The sequence below is a fragment of the Agrobacterium larrymoorei genome, assembly GCF_030819275.1.
In the GTDB taxonomy this organism is placed as follows: domain Bacteria; phylum Pseudomonadota; class Alphaproteobacteria; order Rhizobiales; family Rhizobiaceae; genus Agrobacterium; species Agrobacterium larrymoorei_B.
In genome coordinates this window covers 420,979-437,653 of record NZ_JAUTBL010000001.1, presented here as the reverse complement: position 1 = coordinate 437,653, position 16,675 = coordinate 420,979, and the positions used below count along the sequence as shown (strand labels likewise).

Below are 16,675 nucleotides of genomic sequence, written 5' to 3'. Positions count from 1 at the left end.
AGCAAGATGTCTGCAATCAATATGTCTTACGCAGCGCCGTTACGGCGCGTCTTAATCAGTCGTGTTAAGCAGCCTTTTTCGTCATGTATTCGTTCAAGGCAGCGGCTTCCTCTTTGGAAAAATGCAAGCCCTGCTTGGTCCTGCGCCAGAGCACATCCTCACTCGTTCTGGCCCATTCCATTTCCATGAGCCAGGCGACTTCGCGCTCGTAGAGATCACCGCCGAAATGACGCCCCAGTGCCTCCACACCGGTCGCATCTCCTAGGAAGACCGCAGCCTTCGTTCCGTAAAGCCTGACAAGACGGCGGGCATGGCGATCCGAGAGAAAGCCATAACGGCCCTTCAGCTTTGCCACTTCAGCATCATAGCCGGTCGGAGCAAAATCGCCGCCCGGCAACGAGCTTCTCGCCGTCCAGGGCGAACCCTTGGTGCCGATCGCTTCATTGATCTTTTCCAGCGCATGTTCGGCAAGGCGACGATAGGTGGTAAGCTTTCCGCCAAAGACGTTGAGCAGCGGCGGCTCGCCGGTGTTCTGCTCCAGCTTCAACACATAGTCGCGCGTGGCTTCCTGCGCCTTGGATGCGCCGTCGTCATAGAGAGGACGAACGGCGGAATAGGTCCAGACGATATCATCCTTCGTCACCGGCTCGGCAAAATATTCGCTGGCCGCCTTGCAGAGATAATCCGTTTCCTCGTCGCTGATCCTCACCTGCGAGGGATCGCCGTCATAGTCGCGGTCGGTCGTGCCGATCAGGGTGAAGTCAGTCTCGTAAGGGATGGCGAAAATGATGCGGTTGTCTGGGTTCTGGAAGAAATAGGCGCGCGGATCGTCAAACTTCTTCTTCACGACGATATGGCTGCCCTGAACGAGGCGAACATTGTGAACCTGGTTTTTCCCAGCCGCGTTGGACAGAACCTGATCCACCCAGGGACCGGCGGCATTCACCAGCATGCGTGCCTGCACGGTTTTCACGTCGCCGCTTTCGATGTTCTGGACGTTGATGGTCCAAAGCCCGTTTTCGCGCCGGACCGAAGTTACCTTCGAGCGGTTCATGATGTCCGCGCCGCGGTCTGCCGCGTCGCGTGCGTTCAGCACCACGAGACGCGCGTCATCCACCCAGCCGTCGGAATATTCGAAGGCCTTGGTGAAGAGCGGCTTCAACGGCTTGCCAGCCGGATCGCGGCGCATGTCGAGAGACTTGGTGGCAGGCAGCAATTTGCGACCGCCGAGGTGATCGTAGAGGAAGAGACCGAGCCGGATCAGCCAAGCGGGGCGAATGCCACCCTTGTGGAAGGGCAGAACGAAGCGCATCGGCCAGATGATATGGGGCGCCATCGCCCACAGAACTTCGCGTTCCATCAAGGCTTCACGCACGAGACGGAACTCATAATGTTCGAGATAGCGCAGGCCGCCATGGATCAGCTTGGTGGCGCCGGAGGACGTGCCGGAAGCAAAGTCCTTCATCTCGGCCAGCGTGACGGAATAACCCCGGCCAGCCGCATCACGCGCGATGCCGCAGCCATTGATACCGCCGCCGATCACGAAGATGTCGCGAACCGCCTCTTGAGCCACCTGTCACCACTCCCTGCTGTCTTGCGCCTTAAAGGCGAAGCATTTTTTGTTAAAGGGAAAATAAAAGGAACTGAAAGCGAATGTCAAACGAAACTATCGTCTATGATGTCTGTCTCTCGTGGGGTTGTTTCGATCAGCTCGACTCCCGCTTCCCGGCAGATGTTGCGGATGGATTCCGACGGGCAATGGTCGGTAATGAAGGTCTGAACCTGCGAGAGATGGCCGATACGGACGGGGGCTGTGCGGTCGAATTTGCTTGAGTCGCTGGCAAGGATCACATGGCGCGCATTGGCGATGATGGCCTGGGCTACCTTCACCTCCCGAAAGTCGTAGTCCAGTAGAGCGCCGTCCTGATCGATTGCGGAAACGCCGATCACCGCATAATCCACCTTGAACTGACGAATGAAGTCCACTGCCGCCTCGCCAACAATGCCGCCATCGGTTCCGCGCACGACGCCGCCGGCTATAATGACCTCGATGGAAGGGAAGATACGCAGCCGGTTTGCGACATTGATATTATTGGTGATGACCATCAGTTCCTGATGATCGAGCAGCGCATCGCCCACCGCCTCCGTCGTCGTGCCGATATTGATGAAGAGGGAGGACTTGTTGGGAATAATGTTCGCTGCCGCCTTGCCGATGGCCTGCTTTTCGCTCGCGGCAATCGAACGGCGCGCCTCGTAGCGCATATTTTCGGTGCCATTCGGGAAAATCGCGCCGCCGTGAATGCGATTCAGCGTTCTGTTTTCGCAGAGTTCGTTCAAGTCCTTGCGGATCGTCTGCGGCGTAACGGAAAAGCGTGCCGCGAGGTCTTCGACCAGCACTCGTCCTTCGGACTTGGCAAGCTCTATGATCTCGGTTTGACGCGCGCTGAAAAACATTGAATGACCCCCTAAAATCTTTTCGTTTTGTTTCAGTTTAGCCAAAAACGAAAGCCGCTCAAGCGCCCTTCACTCTCTTCCCCATCAGCCTGTCGGCAGAGGATTCTCTAAAAGGTGGGCTCTATTTGCGCTTCCCCGTTCATCGTTTTCCACAGGCGGACGCCATATCTAGACGAAATTTGTCAGTCAGCTTGACCGATTACGACGTCGCGTATCCCGATATTTTTCCAAGATATTTTGCCTTGCCGCATTGTTGCGCATTCATAAGTATTGCCTGCTCAAAAGGCAGGCTTGAAGTGGCTGAAAATATTGGGGGTTGCGCGTCAAGCCAATTTGCCCTTGTTTTAGGCCTCTCAAACTGTCTGGGAGCATTAAAAAAATGATTTCGTTTAAAACGACAACGCGAGCCGCAATTCTTCTCGGCTCACTTCTGATTGGCGCCAGTTCCGCTCTTGCTGAAACCGTTCTGCATCGCGGTAATCCGGGGGAACCCCAAACTCTCGATCAGGCACAGACCTCGATCAATATCGAAGCTTTCATCCTCAAGGATCTCTATGAGGGCCTGACGATCTACGACGCTGCCGGCAAGATCGTTCCCGGCACGGCGGAAAGCTGGAAGCTGTCGGATGACGGCACGGTCTATACGTTCAAGCTGCGCGACAACGCGAAGTGGTCGGATGGTTCGCCGGTGACGGCTGAAGACTTCGTGTTCTCCTACCAGCGCGTTCAGGACCCGAAGACGGCAGCCAAATATGCCAATATTCTCTACCCCATCAAGAATGCCGAAAAGATCAACAAGGGCGAATTGCCGCTTGATCAGCTTGGCGTGAAGGCGGTGGACGATAAGACGCTCGAAATCACGCTCGAGCGCCCGACGCCCTTCTTCCTCGAGCTTCTCGCGCACCAGACCGCATTGCCTGTTTCCAAGGCGAGCTTCGACAAGAACGGCAAGGATTTCGTCAAGCCAGGCGTCATGGTCTCCAACGGTGCCTATACGCTTCAGTCGCACGTGCCGAACGACAGCCTGACGGTGGTCAAGAACCCGAACTTCTGGGACGCTGCCAATACGAAGATCGACAAGGTGATCTTCTACCCGATCGACGACCAGGCCGCCTCGGTCCGTCGCTTCGAGGCCAAGGAAATGGATCTCGCCTACAACTTCTCGGCCGATCAGCTCGATCGTCTGCGCAAGTCCTATGGCGAGCAGGTTCATGTGTCGCCAACCCTTGCGACCTATTACTACACCTTCGATACGCGCGAAGCGCCCTATAGCGACGTGCGCGTCCGCCGCGCTCTTTCCATGTCTGTCGATCGCGACTTCCTGGCCAAGGAAATCTATAGCGGTTCGCAGGTTCCGGCCTACTCCATGGTGCCGCCCGGCATGGACTCCTACGGCGAGCCGTCCAAGGCCGATTTCGCAACCATGTCCCAGCTTGACCGTGAAGACGAAGCCCTCAAGCTGATGAAGGAAGCCGGTTACGGTGAAGGCGGCAAGCCGCTCTCCATCGAAATCCGCTACAACACCAACCCGAACCACGAGCGCGTGGCAACCGCCATCGCCGATATGTGGAAGAACACCTTTGGCGCCAAGGTTTCGCTCGTGAACCTCGACGTCGCCTCGCATTATGGCTACCTGCAGGAAGGCGGCAAATACAATGTCGCGCGTGCTGGCTGGGTTGCCGACTATGCGGATGCTGAAAACTTCCTGGCGCTTTCCATTTCCTCCAACAAGACCTTCAACTACGCCAAGTTCAACAACGCCGAATATGATGCGTTGATGAAGAAGTCTTATGAGGAAAAGGATCCGGCAGCCCGCTCCAAGCTGCTGCATGAGGCTGAAACCATCCTGATGAAGGAGCAGCCGGTGGCACCGCTTCTGACCCAGGCCGATCTCTGGCTGGTATCGGATCGCGTCAAGGGTTGGCACGACAATGCCGCCAATGAACACTTGAGCCGCTTTCTGAGCGTTTCCGAATAAGCAGCGCTGGCACGGCGGTTGATAACCCCGCCGTGCCATGCCCGGAGCCTGAAAAGCCATGATTTCATTTGTTCTGCGCCGTCTGGCGAGCGCGGTGCCGACGCTATTTATCGTCGTCACCATTTCTTTTTTCCTGATGCGTTTTGCACCGGGCGGTCCGTTCAACCTTGAACGGCCCCTGCCGCCACAAACGATGGAAAACCTGATGAGGACCTATCATCTGGATGAACCATTGTGGCGTCAGTATCTGATTTATCTGCGCAATGCGGTGACCGGCGATTTCGGTCCGAGCTATATTTACAAGGATAACACCGTCGCGCAGCTGATCGGCAAAGGCCTGCCTTACTCGCTGGAGCTTGGCTGCTATGCGCTGCTTCTGGCGCTGATCGGTGGCGTTCTTGCTGGCACGTTCGCGGCCCTTCGGCAAAACAGCGCCTTCGATTTCTCCATCATGTCGATTTCGACGGTGGGTGTTACGGTGCCGAACTTCGTCGTTGCGCCGGTGCTCACACTCGTCTTTGCCGTCTTCCTTGGCCTGCTGCCTGCCGGTAGCTGGGGTGATGGATCGCTGCGCTATCTCATCCTGCCGACGATTGCGCTTGCACTGCCACAGCTTGCGGTGATTGCGCGTCTGACGCGCGGTGCGATGATCGAGGCTTTGCGGATGGACCATATTCGCACTGCGAAGGCTTATGGCCTTCCGGCAAAAAGCGTCGTGGTTTTCCATGCGATGCGCGCCGCCATGCTGCCGGTCGTCTCTTATCTGGCACCTTGCGCTGCTGCGCTTCTGACCGGTTCTGCCGTCATCGAAACGATCTTCACCATTCCAGGTGTTGGCCGTTATTTCGTTCTTGGCGCCATCAATCGCGATTACACGCTGGTCATGGGAACAGTCGTTCTCGTTGCCATCTTCGTCATCCTCTTCAATCTCGTGGTCGATATTCTCTACGGCCTTCTCGATCCGAGGGTTCGACATGACTGATATTTCGACCAATCTTCCACCCCAAGCCGAGGTGCAAAGCCGAAGCCTGTTCCAGCTGGCAACGATGCGCTTCCGCCGCAACAAGGCGGCGATGGCGGGTTCCGTCATGCTGGTGCTGATCACGCTCTTCTCCTTCATCGGCCCGCATTTCCTGAGCCACACCTATGATCAGGTGTTCTCCTCCTACGTCTCCGTGCCGCCAAGCCTGGAGCCCCGTCCGGATGTGAACAATCTGCAGGAGGTGGTGGAGGGTGTGGCGAGCCGCGCCCGCGTCGAGTTGAAGGAATTTGCCGTCAGCGGCCAGACCTTTACCGCCACCGTGACCTCCAGCAGCGCCATCGATCCGCGCACGACGCGCTATTTCGACCGTGCCAACGAGTTCGAAAACACCAAGGTCGTCGCGACAGAAGATGATGGCCGGACGCTGAAGCTGGAAGGCGAGGTGAACCGGGAATACTTCTTCTTCGGCACCGATACCAACGGACGTGATATGCTGGCGCGCGTGATGCTGGGCGGCCAAATCTCGATTGCCGTCGGTGTTCTTGCGAGCCTTGTGTCGCTCGGCATCGGCGTCGTCTATGGTGCGACCGCCGGTTACATCGGCGGGCGGGTCGACAATGTGATGATGCGCTTTGTCGAAATCCTCTATTCGCTGCCCTTCGTCTTCCTCGTCGTCGTGCTCGTGGTCTTCTTCGGCCGAAGCTTCATCCTGATCTTTCTGGTGATCGGGGCTGTCGAATGGCTGGATATGGCGCGTATCGTGCGTGGGCAGACGCTGGCGCTCAAAAGACGGGAATTCGTCGGTGCCGCGCAGGCGCTGGGCTTGAGCGACTGGCAGATCATCCGCCGTCACATCATCCCCAATACCATTGGCCCGGTCGTCGTTTTCGTCACCGTGGTGGTGCCGAAGGTGATCCTGCTAGAAAGCTTCCTCTCCTTCCTTGGCCTTGGCGTGCAGGCGCCGTTGACGAGCTGGGGCGCGCTGATTTCCGAAGGCGCCAACAACATGCAGTCGGCACCCTGGCTGTTGATCTTCCCGGCTCTGTTCTTCGTGTTGACCCTGTTCTCGCTCAACTTCGTGGGCGACGGGTTGCGTGACGCACTCGATCCAAAGGATCGCTGACATGACGACATCTGAAACCATATTGACGGTTCGCAATCTCAAGGTGGACTTCACCACGCCGGACGGCATGGTCAATGCCGTCAAGGGCATCGATCTTGATGTTCGCCAAGGTGAGACGCTTGCCGTGGTCGGTGAATCCGGCTCCGGCAAGAGCCAGACGATGATGGGCATCATGGGGCTTCTGGCTTCCAATGGCGTCATCAATGGCTCGGCGAAATATCGCGGGCGCGAGTTGATCGGCCTTCCGGTCGATGAACTCAACACCATCCGCGGCGCGAAGATCACCATGATCTTCCAGGAGCCGATGACCTCGCTCGATCCGCTTTACCGGATCGGGGCGCAGATCGCCGAGCCGATCCTGCATCATCGCGGCGGCAGCAAGAGCGAGGCGCGTGCCCGTGTTCTCGAACTTCTGAAGCTTGTGGGCATTCCTGACCCGGAACGCCGCATCGACAGCTACCCGCATGAGCTTTCCGGCGGGCAGCGTCAGCGCGTCATGATTGCCATGGCGCTGGCAAACGAGCCGGATATCCTCATTGCGGATGAGCCGACCACCGCACTGGATGTCACGATCCAGGCGCAGATCCTCGATCTGTTGAAGTCGCTGCAGCAACGCTTCGGCATGGCCGTGGTGCTGATCACCCACGATCTCGGCGTGGTGCGCCACTTTGCCGACCGCGTCACGGTGATGCGGCGCGGTGAGGTGGTCGAGGCGGGCACGACGGAGGACATCTTCGAACGCCCGCAGGCGGATTACACCAAGATGCTGCTGGATGCCGAGCCGAGCGGCCACAAGCCGCCGGTCGCCGACGGCACGCCGGTCGTGCTCTCCGGCCAGAACGTCACCGTCGATTACGACATTCCCGGTGGCTTCCTTTCCAAAGCGAGTGTGTTTCGCGCAGTCGATGGCGTGAACATCAATCTGCGCCAGGGCCAGACCATTGGCATCGTGGGGGAATCCGGTTCGGGCAAATCGACGCTCGGCCGCGCACTTCTCAGGCTTACCAATGCCAAGGGACGGATTACCTTCGAGAAGAAGGAGATCACGGGGCTGGATCGCAAAGCGATGCGCCCCTTACGTCGTCGGCTGCAACTCGTGTTCCAGGATCCCTACGGTTCGCTCTCGCCGCGCCAGACGGTGGGAGAGATCATCACCGAAGGCCTGTTTGTCCACGAGCCGCAATTGAATCGCGCCGAGCGGGACAAGCGCGCCATCGAAGCGCTGAAGGAAGTGGGTCTCGATCCGGCAGCGCGCAATCGCTATCCGCACGAGTTTTCGGGCGGCCAGCGCCAGCGTATCGCAATTGCCAGAGCCATCATCCTGAAACCGGATGTCGTCATTCTCGATGAGCCAACCTCGGCACTGGACCGTTCGGTGCAGGGCCAGGTGATCGATCTGCTGCGCGAATTGCAGAAGACGCATGGCCTCTCCTACATCTTCATCAGCCATGACCTTTCGGTCATCAAGGCGATTTCGGATTACGTGATCGTTATGAAGGATGGGAAGATCGTGGAAGAAGGAGAGACCGACGCAATCTTCAACGCGCCTTCTGCCGACTACACCAAGACGCTGATCAAATCCGCTTTCACTGCGGATGTAGCAGCCTGAAGTGGTGATCCCTCAATACGCACTATCAATCGTATATGCCCCGCTTCGGCGGGGCATTTTATTGTAATCTGCTTGTCATCCCAAGATTACTGCAAAGGAACCAGTGAGGCTTCTCGACGTTATAGCGCTGTGAACATTGACGTGTGCCGAAGTAATGGCACTGAGGAGGCAACATGCGAAAGATTATTCAAGTTGCAGGACTTGCTATTACTATGGCAGTTTCAAGCGTAGCCGTATCTACCGTTGCAAAGGCGCAGGATGTTGAGCTGCGGATCGGCCCAGATGGCGTCCGTCCGGTTATCCGCGACCGCGATCGCGACCGCCGCGACATGGACCGCCGTGGCCCGCCACGCATGGCCGGCTGCAGCGAACGCGAAGCTCGCGCCGCCGCCCGCGCCTCTGGCCTGCGCGATCCGGAAGTGGTCCGCATGACGCCTCGCCGCGTGGTCGTCGAAGGCGACACCCGCCGCGGCCCCGACACCATCACCTTCGCAAACCAGCGCGGTTGCCCGGAGATTTGATTGTAGGTTTTCGGAAGAGTTGAGAAAGGTCCGCTTAGGCGGGCCTTTTTTTGTACCAATCATCTTCCTGTCGCCGCTGACAGGCGAGAACTTTAGGTGGGCATATCTATGAAAATTTCTTGAGGAGGCGGGCGCGTGTACGTCGCGTAGCCGGGCTAAAGCAAAGACACTAGATAAAAGCATGATTATCGAGGAATGCTCGAGAATCATGCTTTGAAGTATGTGATGCAGCTAAAGTTCTCAAAGCTGGCAGCACGGATAGTTGTCGAGATTAGGCATAAGGATGAGCTGGGTCAGGACCCTGTTTAATCTGAGGGAGCCCATATTCCGCACGCGCAAGAGAACACAAACGGTCTAACTGAACTAGAATCGAGTCCGCGAATTTCTTATAGGCGGAGGGGTCGTCGGACCATTTATAGAGATGGCCGTCTCTCAAAGAAAGTACCGCAAAGTCATCGACCAAGTCAGCTTCGCGGCTAGTAACTCGCTGCACCATCGTGAGAGCAGCAATAACTTCTCGCTCTCGGAGTTTCGGTTGCTGAGTGTTCCAAACATGAAGTGCAGTTCGTCGACCGTTTATCTCAACTACACAATTAGCTTCGAAGCGCACTTTAAAGAGCCCGAGTGGGCTATCGAAGACTATAGGCTCGCAGAAAGTTACGGTGCTGCCATTACGGCTAAGCCACCTCAGGAATTTTACCACTCCCTGTTTAGTTGAGCGCCGTTCAGAAGGGCTTTTTATAAGCGCGATCTCCTTTAGCACCTCTCTCAAACTTCGTGAACCAGAAGCTAGGCTCTGGATTGAAGACTTCAATTTCCGATGATAATCGTAGCCGCCATCTTCAGCTGGCGAATGTCGATTAAAAATCGCAGTTTTTTGGGGTTTCTCGTTCAAGCAGATCACTCGCAAGAAAGCAGAGAACCCGAAAGTTGGTATTGATGCCAATTAGACACTCCATCAAACAAAGGTGCCCAGCTACTCGACTTCGATACTCAGATTCCTATAATTTGAGATGCTGGTATAGGGACTAAGTCTCTCTGCCCCGCGTCGCTTAGGCTTTCGCGGCGTGTCGTGATTGAGTTGGCGCTTGGTCACGACACAGCGGAACATTAGTGTTCCTTTCGAACGCCTTTGAATGGTGTTCCGTCTTTTTTCCCATCCATAAACCGTCCATCTGGTCCACGCTTGGTCCAAGTGTCTGTCTTAGGATTGCGTACCTGGGTTCTGTCGCGGACTGCTCCGTTGCGGTGTCCGTCACCTTTCGGGGGATTTGTTGCCATTGAAGCCTCACCTGGTTACCGATCGCACAATTGCGAATCACCAGAATATAAATACAGAGGCGTCGCGCCGAAGTAAATATCTAATATAGCTTCGATAATTGAAATTTATGTGTCTTTTACGCACGTTTAGATGAAGTGTCAACTTCAAATTTTAGAAGTGCTAAGAAATTTTTATCTAAAAAAATAAAGCAATCCCTCCTTCTTGGAGAGATTGCTTCTGAGATTCCTATTTTTTTACTGCAGTAATGCGATTTTTACTTATGAGCAACCGCTCGTCGCGCCGCACGTGTCGCACTTCTCGCAAGTCCCATTCCGGACCATCGTGAAGTTCTGGCACTCGGAGCACATGTTGCCCGTATAACCTTGGGCAATCGATCGCATGCGGCGTTCGTTTTCAACCTTCTTGGCGTCGGCCTTAGCAGAGGCAGCATCCGTTGCGGCCTTGTCCGAGAAGAGACCGGTGGCGCTCTGTTCGGTTTCGACCACTTCTTCTGCAATCTCTTCGGCCAGTTCGCGGGCGCGTTCTTCATAGTCGCGCTTGAAGGCGACGACGTCCGAAGTGGCGACTGAAACGGTTGCCTCCAGCTTGCGGGCCGTATTGCCGGAAATGGCTGTCACATTGGCTGATGCGCGGGCAGGGGCTGCGGTTGCCGAACCCTTGATTTCCGCCGAGGCGCGTTCGCTTCCATTGTTGGAGACGAGCGTTGGCTTGTAGCCGCGGGTCAGGCCCTTGGAGACGACATCTGCCTTGCCTTCGGACACGCCGCGACCGAGTGCGGTGTTGGAGAAGTCCGACGTATCGACATGCGCCAGGTCGTGGCGGCCGAGATAGGAGATGGCGAGTTCGCGGAACACGTAGTCGAGGATCGACGTGGCGTTCTTGATAGCGTCATTGCCCGTCACCATGCCAGCAGGCTCGAACTTGGTGAAGGTGAAGGCGTCGACATATTCTTCCAGCGGCACGCCATATTGCAGGCCGAGCGACACGGAAATCGCGAAGTTGTTGATGAAGGCGCGCAGTGCCGAGCCTTCCTTGTTCATATCAAGGAAGATTTCGCCAAGACGGCCGTCGTCATATTCGCCGGTGCGCAGGAAGATGGTGTGACCACCGATCTTTGCCTTCTGGGTGTAGCCCTTGCGGCGGGTTGGCAGCTTTTCCTGGCTGCGAACGACGCGCTCGATGATGCGCTCGACGATCTTTTCGGTGATGGTGACGGCCTGGGCTGCCTGCGGCTGAGCCAGCAGCTCTTCCATGGCGTCCTCGTCATCCTCATCTTCGACCAGCGAGGCGTTCAGCGGCTGGGAAAGCTTGGAGCCATCGCGGTAAAGGGCGTTGGCCTTCAGCGCCAGCTTCCAGGACAGCATGTAGGCTGCGCCGCAATCTTCCACCGTCGCATCATTCGGCATGTTGATCGTCTTGGAGATCGCACCCGAAATGAAGGGCTGTGCAGCCGCCATCATGCGGATGTGGGATTCGACCGAGAGATAACGCTTGCCGATCTTGCCGCAGGGGTTGGCGCAATCGAAGACGGACAGATGCTCGTCCTTGAGGAACGGCGCGCCTTCCAGCGTCATCGCACCGCAGACGTGAACATTTGCCGCTTCGATGTCCTTCTTCGAGAAGCCGAGATGCTCCAAGAGGTTGAAACTGATGTCGGAAAGCTGCTCGTCGGAAACCTTCAGCGTGTCCTTCAGGAAGTCCGCGCCGAGCGTCCACTGGTTGAAGACGAACTTGATGTCGAAGGCGCTCTTCAGCGCGCCATTGACGGCTTCGATCTTCTCATCGGTGAAGCCCTTGGCCTTCAGCGAGCCGGGGTTGATGCCAGGTGCCTGGTTCAGGTTACCGTGGCCGACAGCGTATGCTTCGATCTCGGCGATCTGGCTTTCGGAGTAGCCGAGCGAACGCAGCGATTCCGGAACCGCACGGTTGATGATCTTGAAGTAGCCGCCGCCGGCAAGCTTCTTGAACTTCACCAGCGCGAAGTCGGGCTCGATGCCGGTGGTGTCGCAATCCATGACGAGGCCGATCGTGCCGGTCGGCGCGATAACGGTGGTCTGGGCGTTGCGGTAACCATTCTGCTCGCCAAGTTCCAGCGCCTTGTCCCAGGCCGCAACCGCATGCTTGATCAGCTCCGGATCGGTGCAATCGGCATGGATGAGCGGAACCGGATTTACCGACAGGCCTTCGTAACCATAGGCGAGGCCCTGGGCCGCACGGCGATGGTTGCGGATAACGCGCAGCATGTTGTCACGGTTCGGCGCAAAGCCCGAGAAAGGACCGAGCTCACCAGCCATTTCAGCCGACGTTGCGTAGGAGACGCCGGTCATGATTGCGGTCAGGGCACCGGCAATCGCGCGGCCTTCATCGCTGTCATAAGGAATGCCGGACGACATCAGCAGGCCGCCAATATTGGCGTAGCCGAGGCCGAGCGTGCGGTATTCGTAAGAGCGCTCTGCGATCTGACGCGATGGGAACTGCGCCATCATCACCGAGACTTCGAGAACGACGGTCCACAGGCGAACCGCATGTTCGTAATCGGCAATGTTGATCTTCTTGGTCGCCGCGTCCTTGAACTGGAGGAGGTTCAGCGAAGCAAGGTTGCAGGCCGTATCATCCAGGAACATGTATTCCGAGCATGGGTTGGATGCGCGGATGGAACCGGCGGCTGGCGAGGTGTGCCAGTCGTTCATGGTGGTGTTGAAGTGCAGGCCCGGATCGGCAGAGGCCCAGGCGGCATGCGAAATCTTTTCCCACAGGTCGCGTGCCTTCAGCGTCTTCATCACCCTGCCGTCGCGGCGGGCGGTGAGGTTCCAGTCGCCATCGCTTTCAACTGCGCGCAGGAAATCGTCCTTCAACGAGACGGAGTTGTTGGAGTTCTGGCCGGAAACGGTGAGGTAGGCTTCCGAATCCCAGTCCGTATCATAGGTCTTGAACTCGATATCCTTATAGCCCTGCTGGGCGAACTGGATGACGCGCTTGATGTAGTTTTCCGGAACCTGATCCTTCTTGGCAGCGCGGATTTCGCGCTTCAGGGCAGGGTTCTTGGCGGGATCGAAGCAATCGCCGTTATCGCCTTCGCAGTTGATGCAGGCCTTCATGATGGCCTTGAGGTGCTTGGCGACGATCTTGGAGCCGGTGACGAGGGCAGCAACCTTCTGCTCTTCGTTCACCTTCCAGTCGATATAGGCTTCGATATCGGGGTGATCGGCATCGACGACGACCATCTTGGCTGCACGGCGGGTGGTGCCGCCGGACTTGATGGCGCCGGCTGCGCGGTCACCGATCTTGAGGAAGCTCATCAGGCCGGAGGACTTGCCGCCGCCGGAAAGCTTCTCGCCTTCGCCACGCAGATAGGAGAAGTTGGAGCCGGTACCGGAGCCGTACTTGAAGAGGCGCGCTTCACGAACCCAAAGGTCCATGATGCCACCTTCATTGACGAGATCGTCTTCAACGGACTGGATGAAGCAGGCATGCGGCTGCGGATGCTCGTAAGCGGACTTGGACTTGGTCAGCTTACCGGTGAAGGGGTCGACATAGAAGTGGCCCTGGCCCGGACCATCGATACCATAGGCCCAGTGCAGGCCGGTGTTGAACCACTGCGGCGAGTTCGGCGCGACGCGCTGGGTGGCGAGCATGTAGGCGAGCTCATCGCGGAAGGCGAGAGCATCTTCTTCGGACGAGAAATACTTGCCCTTCCAGCCCCAATAGGCCCAGGTGCCGGCGAGGCGATCGAAAACCTGACGCGCGTCGATTTCCGAACCGTAACGCTCAGCCTCAGGCAGATCCTTCATGGCAGCCGTATCGGCAACGGAGCGCCACAGGAAGGACGGCACGTCGTTCTCTTCAACCTTCTTCAGAACCTTCGGAACGCCAGCCTTGCGGAAATACTTCTGCGCCAGAACGTCGGTCGCCACCTGGCTGAACTGCGCCGGCACATCAATATCCGCGAGGCGGAACACGATGGAACCGTCCGGATTCTTGATTTCGCTGACTGCCTTGCGGAATTCGATTTCCGCGTAAGGCGACTGGCCGGGCTTCGTAAAGCGGCGTTCGATGCGCATCGTTGGTGTCCTTGTCCGTTGGCGCCCAATCGGGCGCAAAATATCGTTCCGGCTTCGCATGGGCCATGCGCAGCCAGTTGTCTGCCGATGAGTTGGAAACGTTCATCCTTGGATGTCGTTCCCTTATGTCGTGGTTATCGTGGCTGCAAGCATACTATATATAGTATTAACAGTTTCTTGTCGCCATACCCCGCCGCACGTTTTGACAGCTCCCTGACGGACACAACCCTACGTTCCACACCCCTAGTGGTTGGAACGCAAGACAACGCGTGAACAGATACAGGAGAGAACCACAGATGAAACTGCCGATTCCGTTGCTGCCGCAACATGGAGCTACTTTTAGAAAACGTGCTGATTCCGTCAAGGCCTAGTTTGTAAGGGTTCATTTACCACAAGATGTGGTGGGGATAGGGTGTGGAAAACGGGGAAAGAAAAACCTTCCATAAATATCAGGCACTTGCGGAGACCGAACCCTCGCCTCTTCCCTTGCGTGAAGCTTGCCTGTCGTTACGGAGGGGGCGATATGGCGCCGTTGTGGGAACTTCTCGTTGTTGCGTACAAGCAACAAGTGTCATGCCTATCCACAATGTTTGCGATGCGTGGGGCGCGTGGAGGTGCCTCGATACAAGATATAGCGGTAGCCGGAAGGGTTTCTTGTTCGGGCTCCCACGCCAGAAGAGAAACAGAACACCAAAATCTTGAAACGACGACGGCGCTTATCTAACCTCCGATCACGATTCACGGAAGGGATACGCGATGCAAACATCGCTGCCACAGATTTTTCTGGTTCGACACGGCGAAACGGCTTGGTCGGTGTCCGGTCGTCACACGGGAAGGTCGGATATCGATCTAACGCCCAACGGAGAAAATGCTGCAAGATTGCTCGCCGAGCGACTGAAAGCGATCACCACGGATGTGGTCTGGTCGAGCCCTTCTCTGCGCGCGCGCAGAACATGCGAGCTTGCTGGATTTGCCTCCGGAATGTCCGTGAAGCCGGACCTCAACGAGTGGGACTACGGACAATATGAAGGCATCACCACGAAGGAGATCCACCGGACGGCACCCGGCTGGCGGCTTTTTCGTGATGGTGCTCCCGGCGGTGAAAGCGTTGAACAGGTGGGCGCGCGAGCAGATCGCATCATCCACGATATCCGGGTCAGCGGGGAGACCATCATGATCTTCTCAAGTTCGCATTTCCTGCGGGTGCTGGCAGCCCGGTGGCTTGGGCTTCCGCCTGAATACGGACGAGGCTTTGTCCTTGGTACGGCAAGTGTCAGCGTGCTGGGCTACGAACACGATATTGAGGAACCGGTTATTCGGGCATGGAATAGCTGATCAATCCTGAGGGCTGATGCATCTGTGCCTGCGTCGCTGATCGTGGTCGTCATATTGGGGTGAGGGATCCCACCGGAAGCAACCTCGCCTTCAACGTGATGGGTTGCCGCACGATTATGCTGACTTCCTGTAGGGAACGGCCGCGCGACCGAGCTTCAGCGCATTGGCCCACCATTCCAATCTACCCATCATGGTTTGGAAGGCTGTCTCGGAGTCTTTTCCGGCGGCCAGCTTGCCACCCGCATCCACCATCGTCCACGGATTGGAGAAGCTGACGACATCCCGCATCGTCGCGGCATGGGTTTCTGCAAAGACGGTTCGGAGATGTTCGACGGCGCTAAGACCGCCGGAAATGCCGCCATAGGATATGAAGCCTACCGGCTTTGCATTCCATTCGGCGTAGGCGGAATCGATCAGCGTCTTCAGTTCGCCCGTGTAGCTGCGATTATATTCCGGCGTGACGATAATGAAGGCATCGGCGCGATCGAGGCTCTCACGCAATGCCTTGACGGAGGCAGCCTCTGGATCATGTCCGAGCGGCAGCTTGAGTTCACGAGGGTCGAGAACCTCCACCGCGATATGAGGCATCGATGCCAGCCGTTCCGTCACCCAGGCTGCGACGATATCGGCAAAGCGGTTGGCGCGGGCACTGCCCAGAATAATGCGGAGCGAGAGCGTTTTGTCTGTCATGCATATCCCCTTTCAGCGTTGACCTCCATGTGGTAATTCCTCAAGTAAGGTTGAGGGCAACAGGCATGACGAAAAAACTTCAGCGGATTCCTTTGGTGCGCGATCTCTCTGTCGGTGATGTGGCCGAGCGGGCAGGGGTTGCCGTCTCGACGCTTCATTTTTATGAGGCCGAAGGGCTGATCAAAGGTTGGCGGAACAGCTCCAATCACCGTCGTTACGGACGCGACGTGCTGCGGCGCATTGCCATCATCAAGGTCGCGCAGAGATCAGGCGTTCCGCTCAAGGAAATTCAGCAGGCTTTGAACACCCTGCCGGATGGACGAACACCGACCGCTAAGGACTGGCAGCGACTTGCCACCCATTGGCAGGCCGAACTGGATGACCGCATTGCGCGCCTCACGCGGCTGCGCAATCAGCTGACCGGCTGCATCGGCTGTGGGTGTCTATCGACGGAGGAGTGTCCGTTGCGCAATCCTGCAGATATATTGGGAGATAAGGGCAGCGGGCCGGTGCTGCTGGAGCCTGGGCCGTGAGGGTGCAATTTCGCAGGCCTTCGAAGCAAGATGCGATTTGGGAAAGCAAGATCGACTCATGTCGCGCCAAACCTCAGAAGACTTGGCGCGACGTGATGGATGCGTGG

Annotated in this window: 11 protein-coding genes; 7 read left to right on the top strand and 4 right to left on the bottom strand. The window is 57.1% G+C overall.

The window, feature by feature from the left end:
* Nucleotides 1-64: 64 nt before the first annotated feature.
* Together glpD and QE408_RS01975 are read right to left on the bottom strand one after the other, a co-directional pair.
* On the bottom strand, nucleotides 65-1,573 hold the full coding sequence (gene glpD / locus QE408_RS01980) for a glycerol-3-phosphate dehydrogenase (protein ID WP_306928106.1): 1,509 nt from the start codon (nucleotides 1,571-1,573) through the stop codon (nucleotides 65-67).
* 83 nt (nucleotides 1,574-1,656) lie between these two features.
* Nucleotides 1,657-2,454, bottom strand: coding sequence for a DeoR/GlpR family DNA-binding transcription regulator (locus tag QE408_RS01975; RefSeq protein ID WP_306928103.1), 798 nt, complete (start codon nucleotides 2,452-2,454; stop codon nucleotides 1,657-1,659).
* A 379-nt stretch (nucleotides 2,455-2,833) separates the two neighbouring features.
* Between QE408_RS01975 and QE408_RS01970 the strand changes: the two genes are divergently transcribed.
* From QE408_RS01970 to QE408_RS01950, 5 genes are all read left to right on the top strand, one after another.
* The gene (locus QE408_RS01970) at nucleotides 2,834-4,432 is read left to right on the top strand and encodes a peptide ABC transporter substrate-binding protein (protein ID WP_306928101.1); all 1,599 of its coding nucleotides are present in this window, start codon (nucleotides 2,834-2,836) and stop codon (nucleotides 4,430-4,432) included.
* Between the two features lie 58 nt (nucleotides 4,433-4,490).
* Nucleotides 4,491-5,414 (top strand): oligopeptide ABC transporter permease OppB, encoded by a 924-nt coding sequence (gene oppB / locus QE408_RS01965; RefSeq protein ID WP_306928099.1) that lies wholly within the window; start codon nucleotides 4,491-4,493, stop codon nucleotides 5,412-5,414.
* On the top strand, nucleotides 5,407-6,537 hold the full coding sequence (locus QE408_RS01960; RefSeq protein ID WP_306928097.1) for an ABC transporter permease: 1,131 nt from the start codon (nucleotides 5,407-5,409) through the stop codon (nucleotides 6,535-6,537). The genes oppB and QE408_RS01960 overlap by 8 nt, the downstream gene beginning before the upstream one ends.
* 1 nt (nucleotide 6,538) lies before the next feature.
* Nucleotides 6,539-8,146, top strand: a complete 1,608-nt coding sequence (locus QE408_RS01955) for an ABC transporter ATP-binding protein (RefSeq protein ID WP_306928095.1) — start codon at nucleotides 6,539-6,541, stop codon at nucleotides 8,144-8,146.
* Between the two features lie 173 nt (nucleotides 8,147-8,319).
* The gene (locus tag QE408_RS01950) at nucleotides 8,320-8,667 is read left to right on the top strand and encodes a hypothetical protein (RefSeq protein WP_306928093.1); all 348 of its coding nucleotides are present in this window, start codon (nucleotides 8,320-8,322) and stop codon (nucleotides 8,665-8,667) included.
* A 1,539-nt stretch (nucleotides 8,668-10,206) separates the two neighbouring features.
* On the opposite strand, the gene QE408_RS01945 is transcribed toward QE408_RS01950, so the two are convergent.
* Nucleotides 10,207-14,010: a vitamin B12-dependent ribonucleotide reductase gene (locus QE408_RS01945; protein WP_306928091.1), complete on the bottom strand. Its 3,804-nt coding sequence runs from the start codon at nucleotides 14,008-14,010 to the stop codon at nucleotides 10,207-10,209.
* 756 nt (nucleotides 14,011-14,766) lie between these two features.
* On the opposite strand from QE408_RS01945, the gene QE408_RS01940 reads away from it, so the two are divergent.
* Entirely contained in the window at nucleotides 14,767-15,345 is a 579-nt protein-coding gene (locus QE408_RS01940; RefSeq protein WP_306928089.1) for a histidine phosphatase family protein, read from the top strand.
* 114 nt (nucleotides 15,346-15,459) lie between these two features.
* Here QE408_RS01940 and QE408_RS01935 read toward each other — a convergent pair whose 3' ends face one another.
* On the bottom strand, nucleotides 15,460-16,035 hold the full coding sequence (locus QE408_RS01935; protein ID WP_306928088.1) for an NADPH-dependent FMN reductase: 576 nt from the start codon (nucleotides 16,033-16,035) through the stop codon (nucleotides 15,460-15,462).
* Nucleotides 16,036-16,100: 65 nt separating this feature from the next.
* Here QE408_RS01935 and soxR point away from each other — a divergent pair, with 65 nt between their 5' ends.
* On the top strand, nucleotides 16,101-16,568 hold the full coding sequence (gene soxR / locus QE408_RS01930; RefSeq protein WP_306928086.1) for a redox-sensitive transcriptional activator SoxR: 468 nt from the start codon (nucleotides 16,101-16,103) through the stop codon (nucleotides 16,566-16,568).
* The last annotated feature ends 107 nt before the right edge of the window (nucleotides 16,569-16,675 follow it).

What these genes read in the sequence shown, in the direction of transcription:
- QE408_RS01975 (WP_306928103.1), bottom strand. Translation starts at nt 2,454, where the DNA reads ATGTTTTTCAGCGCGCGTCAAACCGAGATCATAGAGCTTGCCAAGTCC.
- QE408_RS01970 (WP_306928101.1), top strand. Translation starts at nt 2,834, where the DNA reads ATGATTTCGTTTAAAACGACAACGCGAGCCGCAATTCTTCTCGGCTCA.
- oppB (WP_306928099.1), top strand. Translation starts at nt 4,491, where the DNA reads ATGATTTCATTTGTTCTGCGCCGTCTGGCGAGCGCGGTGCCGACGCTA.
- QE408_RS01960 (WP_306928097.1), top strand. Translation starts at nt 5,407, where the DNA reads ATGACTGATATTTCGACCAATCTTCCACCCCAAGCCGAGGTGCAAAGC.
- QE408_RS01955 (WP_306928095.1), top strand. Translation starts at nt 6,539, where the DNA reads ATGACGACATCTGAAACCATATTGACGGTTCGCAATCTCAAGGTGGAC.
- QE408_RS01950 (WP_306928093.1), top strand. Translation starts at nt 8,320, where the DNA reads ATGCGAAAGATTATTCAAGTTGCAGGACTTGCTATTACTATGGCAGTT.
- QE408_RS01945 (WP_306928091.1), bottom strand. Translation starts at nt 14,010, where the DNA reads ATGCGCATCGAACGCCGCTTTACGAAGCCCGGCCAGTCGCCTTACGCG.
- QE408_RS01940 (WP_306928089.1), top strand. Translation starts at nt 14,767, where the DNA reads ATGCAAACATCGCTGCCACAGATTTTTCTGGTTCGACACGGCGAAACG.
- QE408_RS01935 (WP_306928088.1), bottom strand. Translation starts at nt 16,035, where the DNA reads ATGACAGACAAAACGCTCTCGCTCCGCATTATTCTGGGCAGTGCCCGC.
- soxR (WP_306928086.1), top strand. Translation starts at nt 16,101, where the DNA reads ATGACGAAAAAACTTCAGCGGATTCCTTTGGTGCGCGATCTCTCTGTC.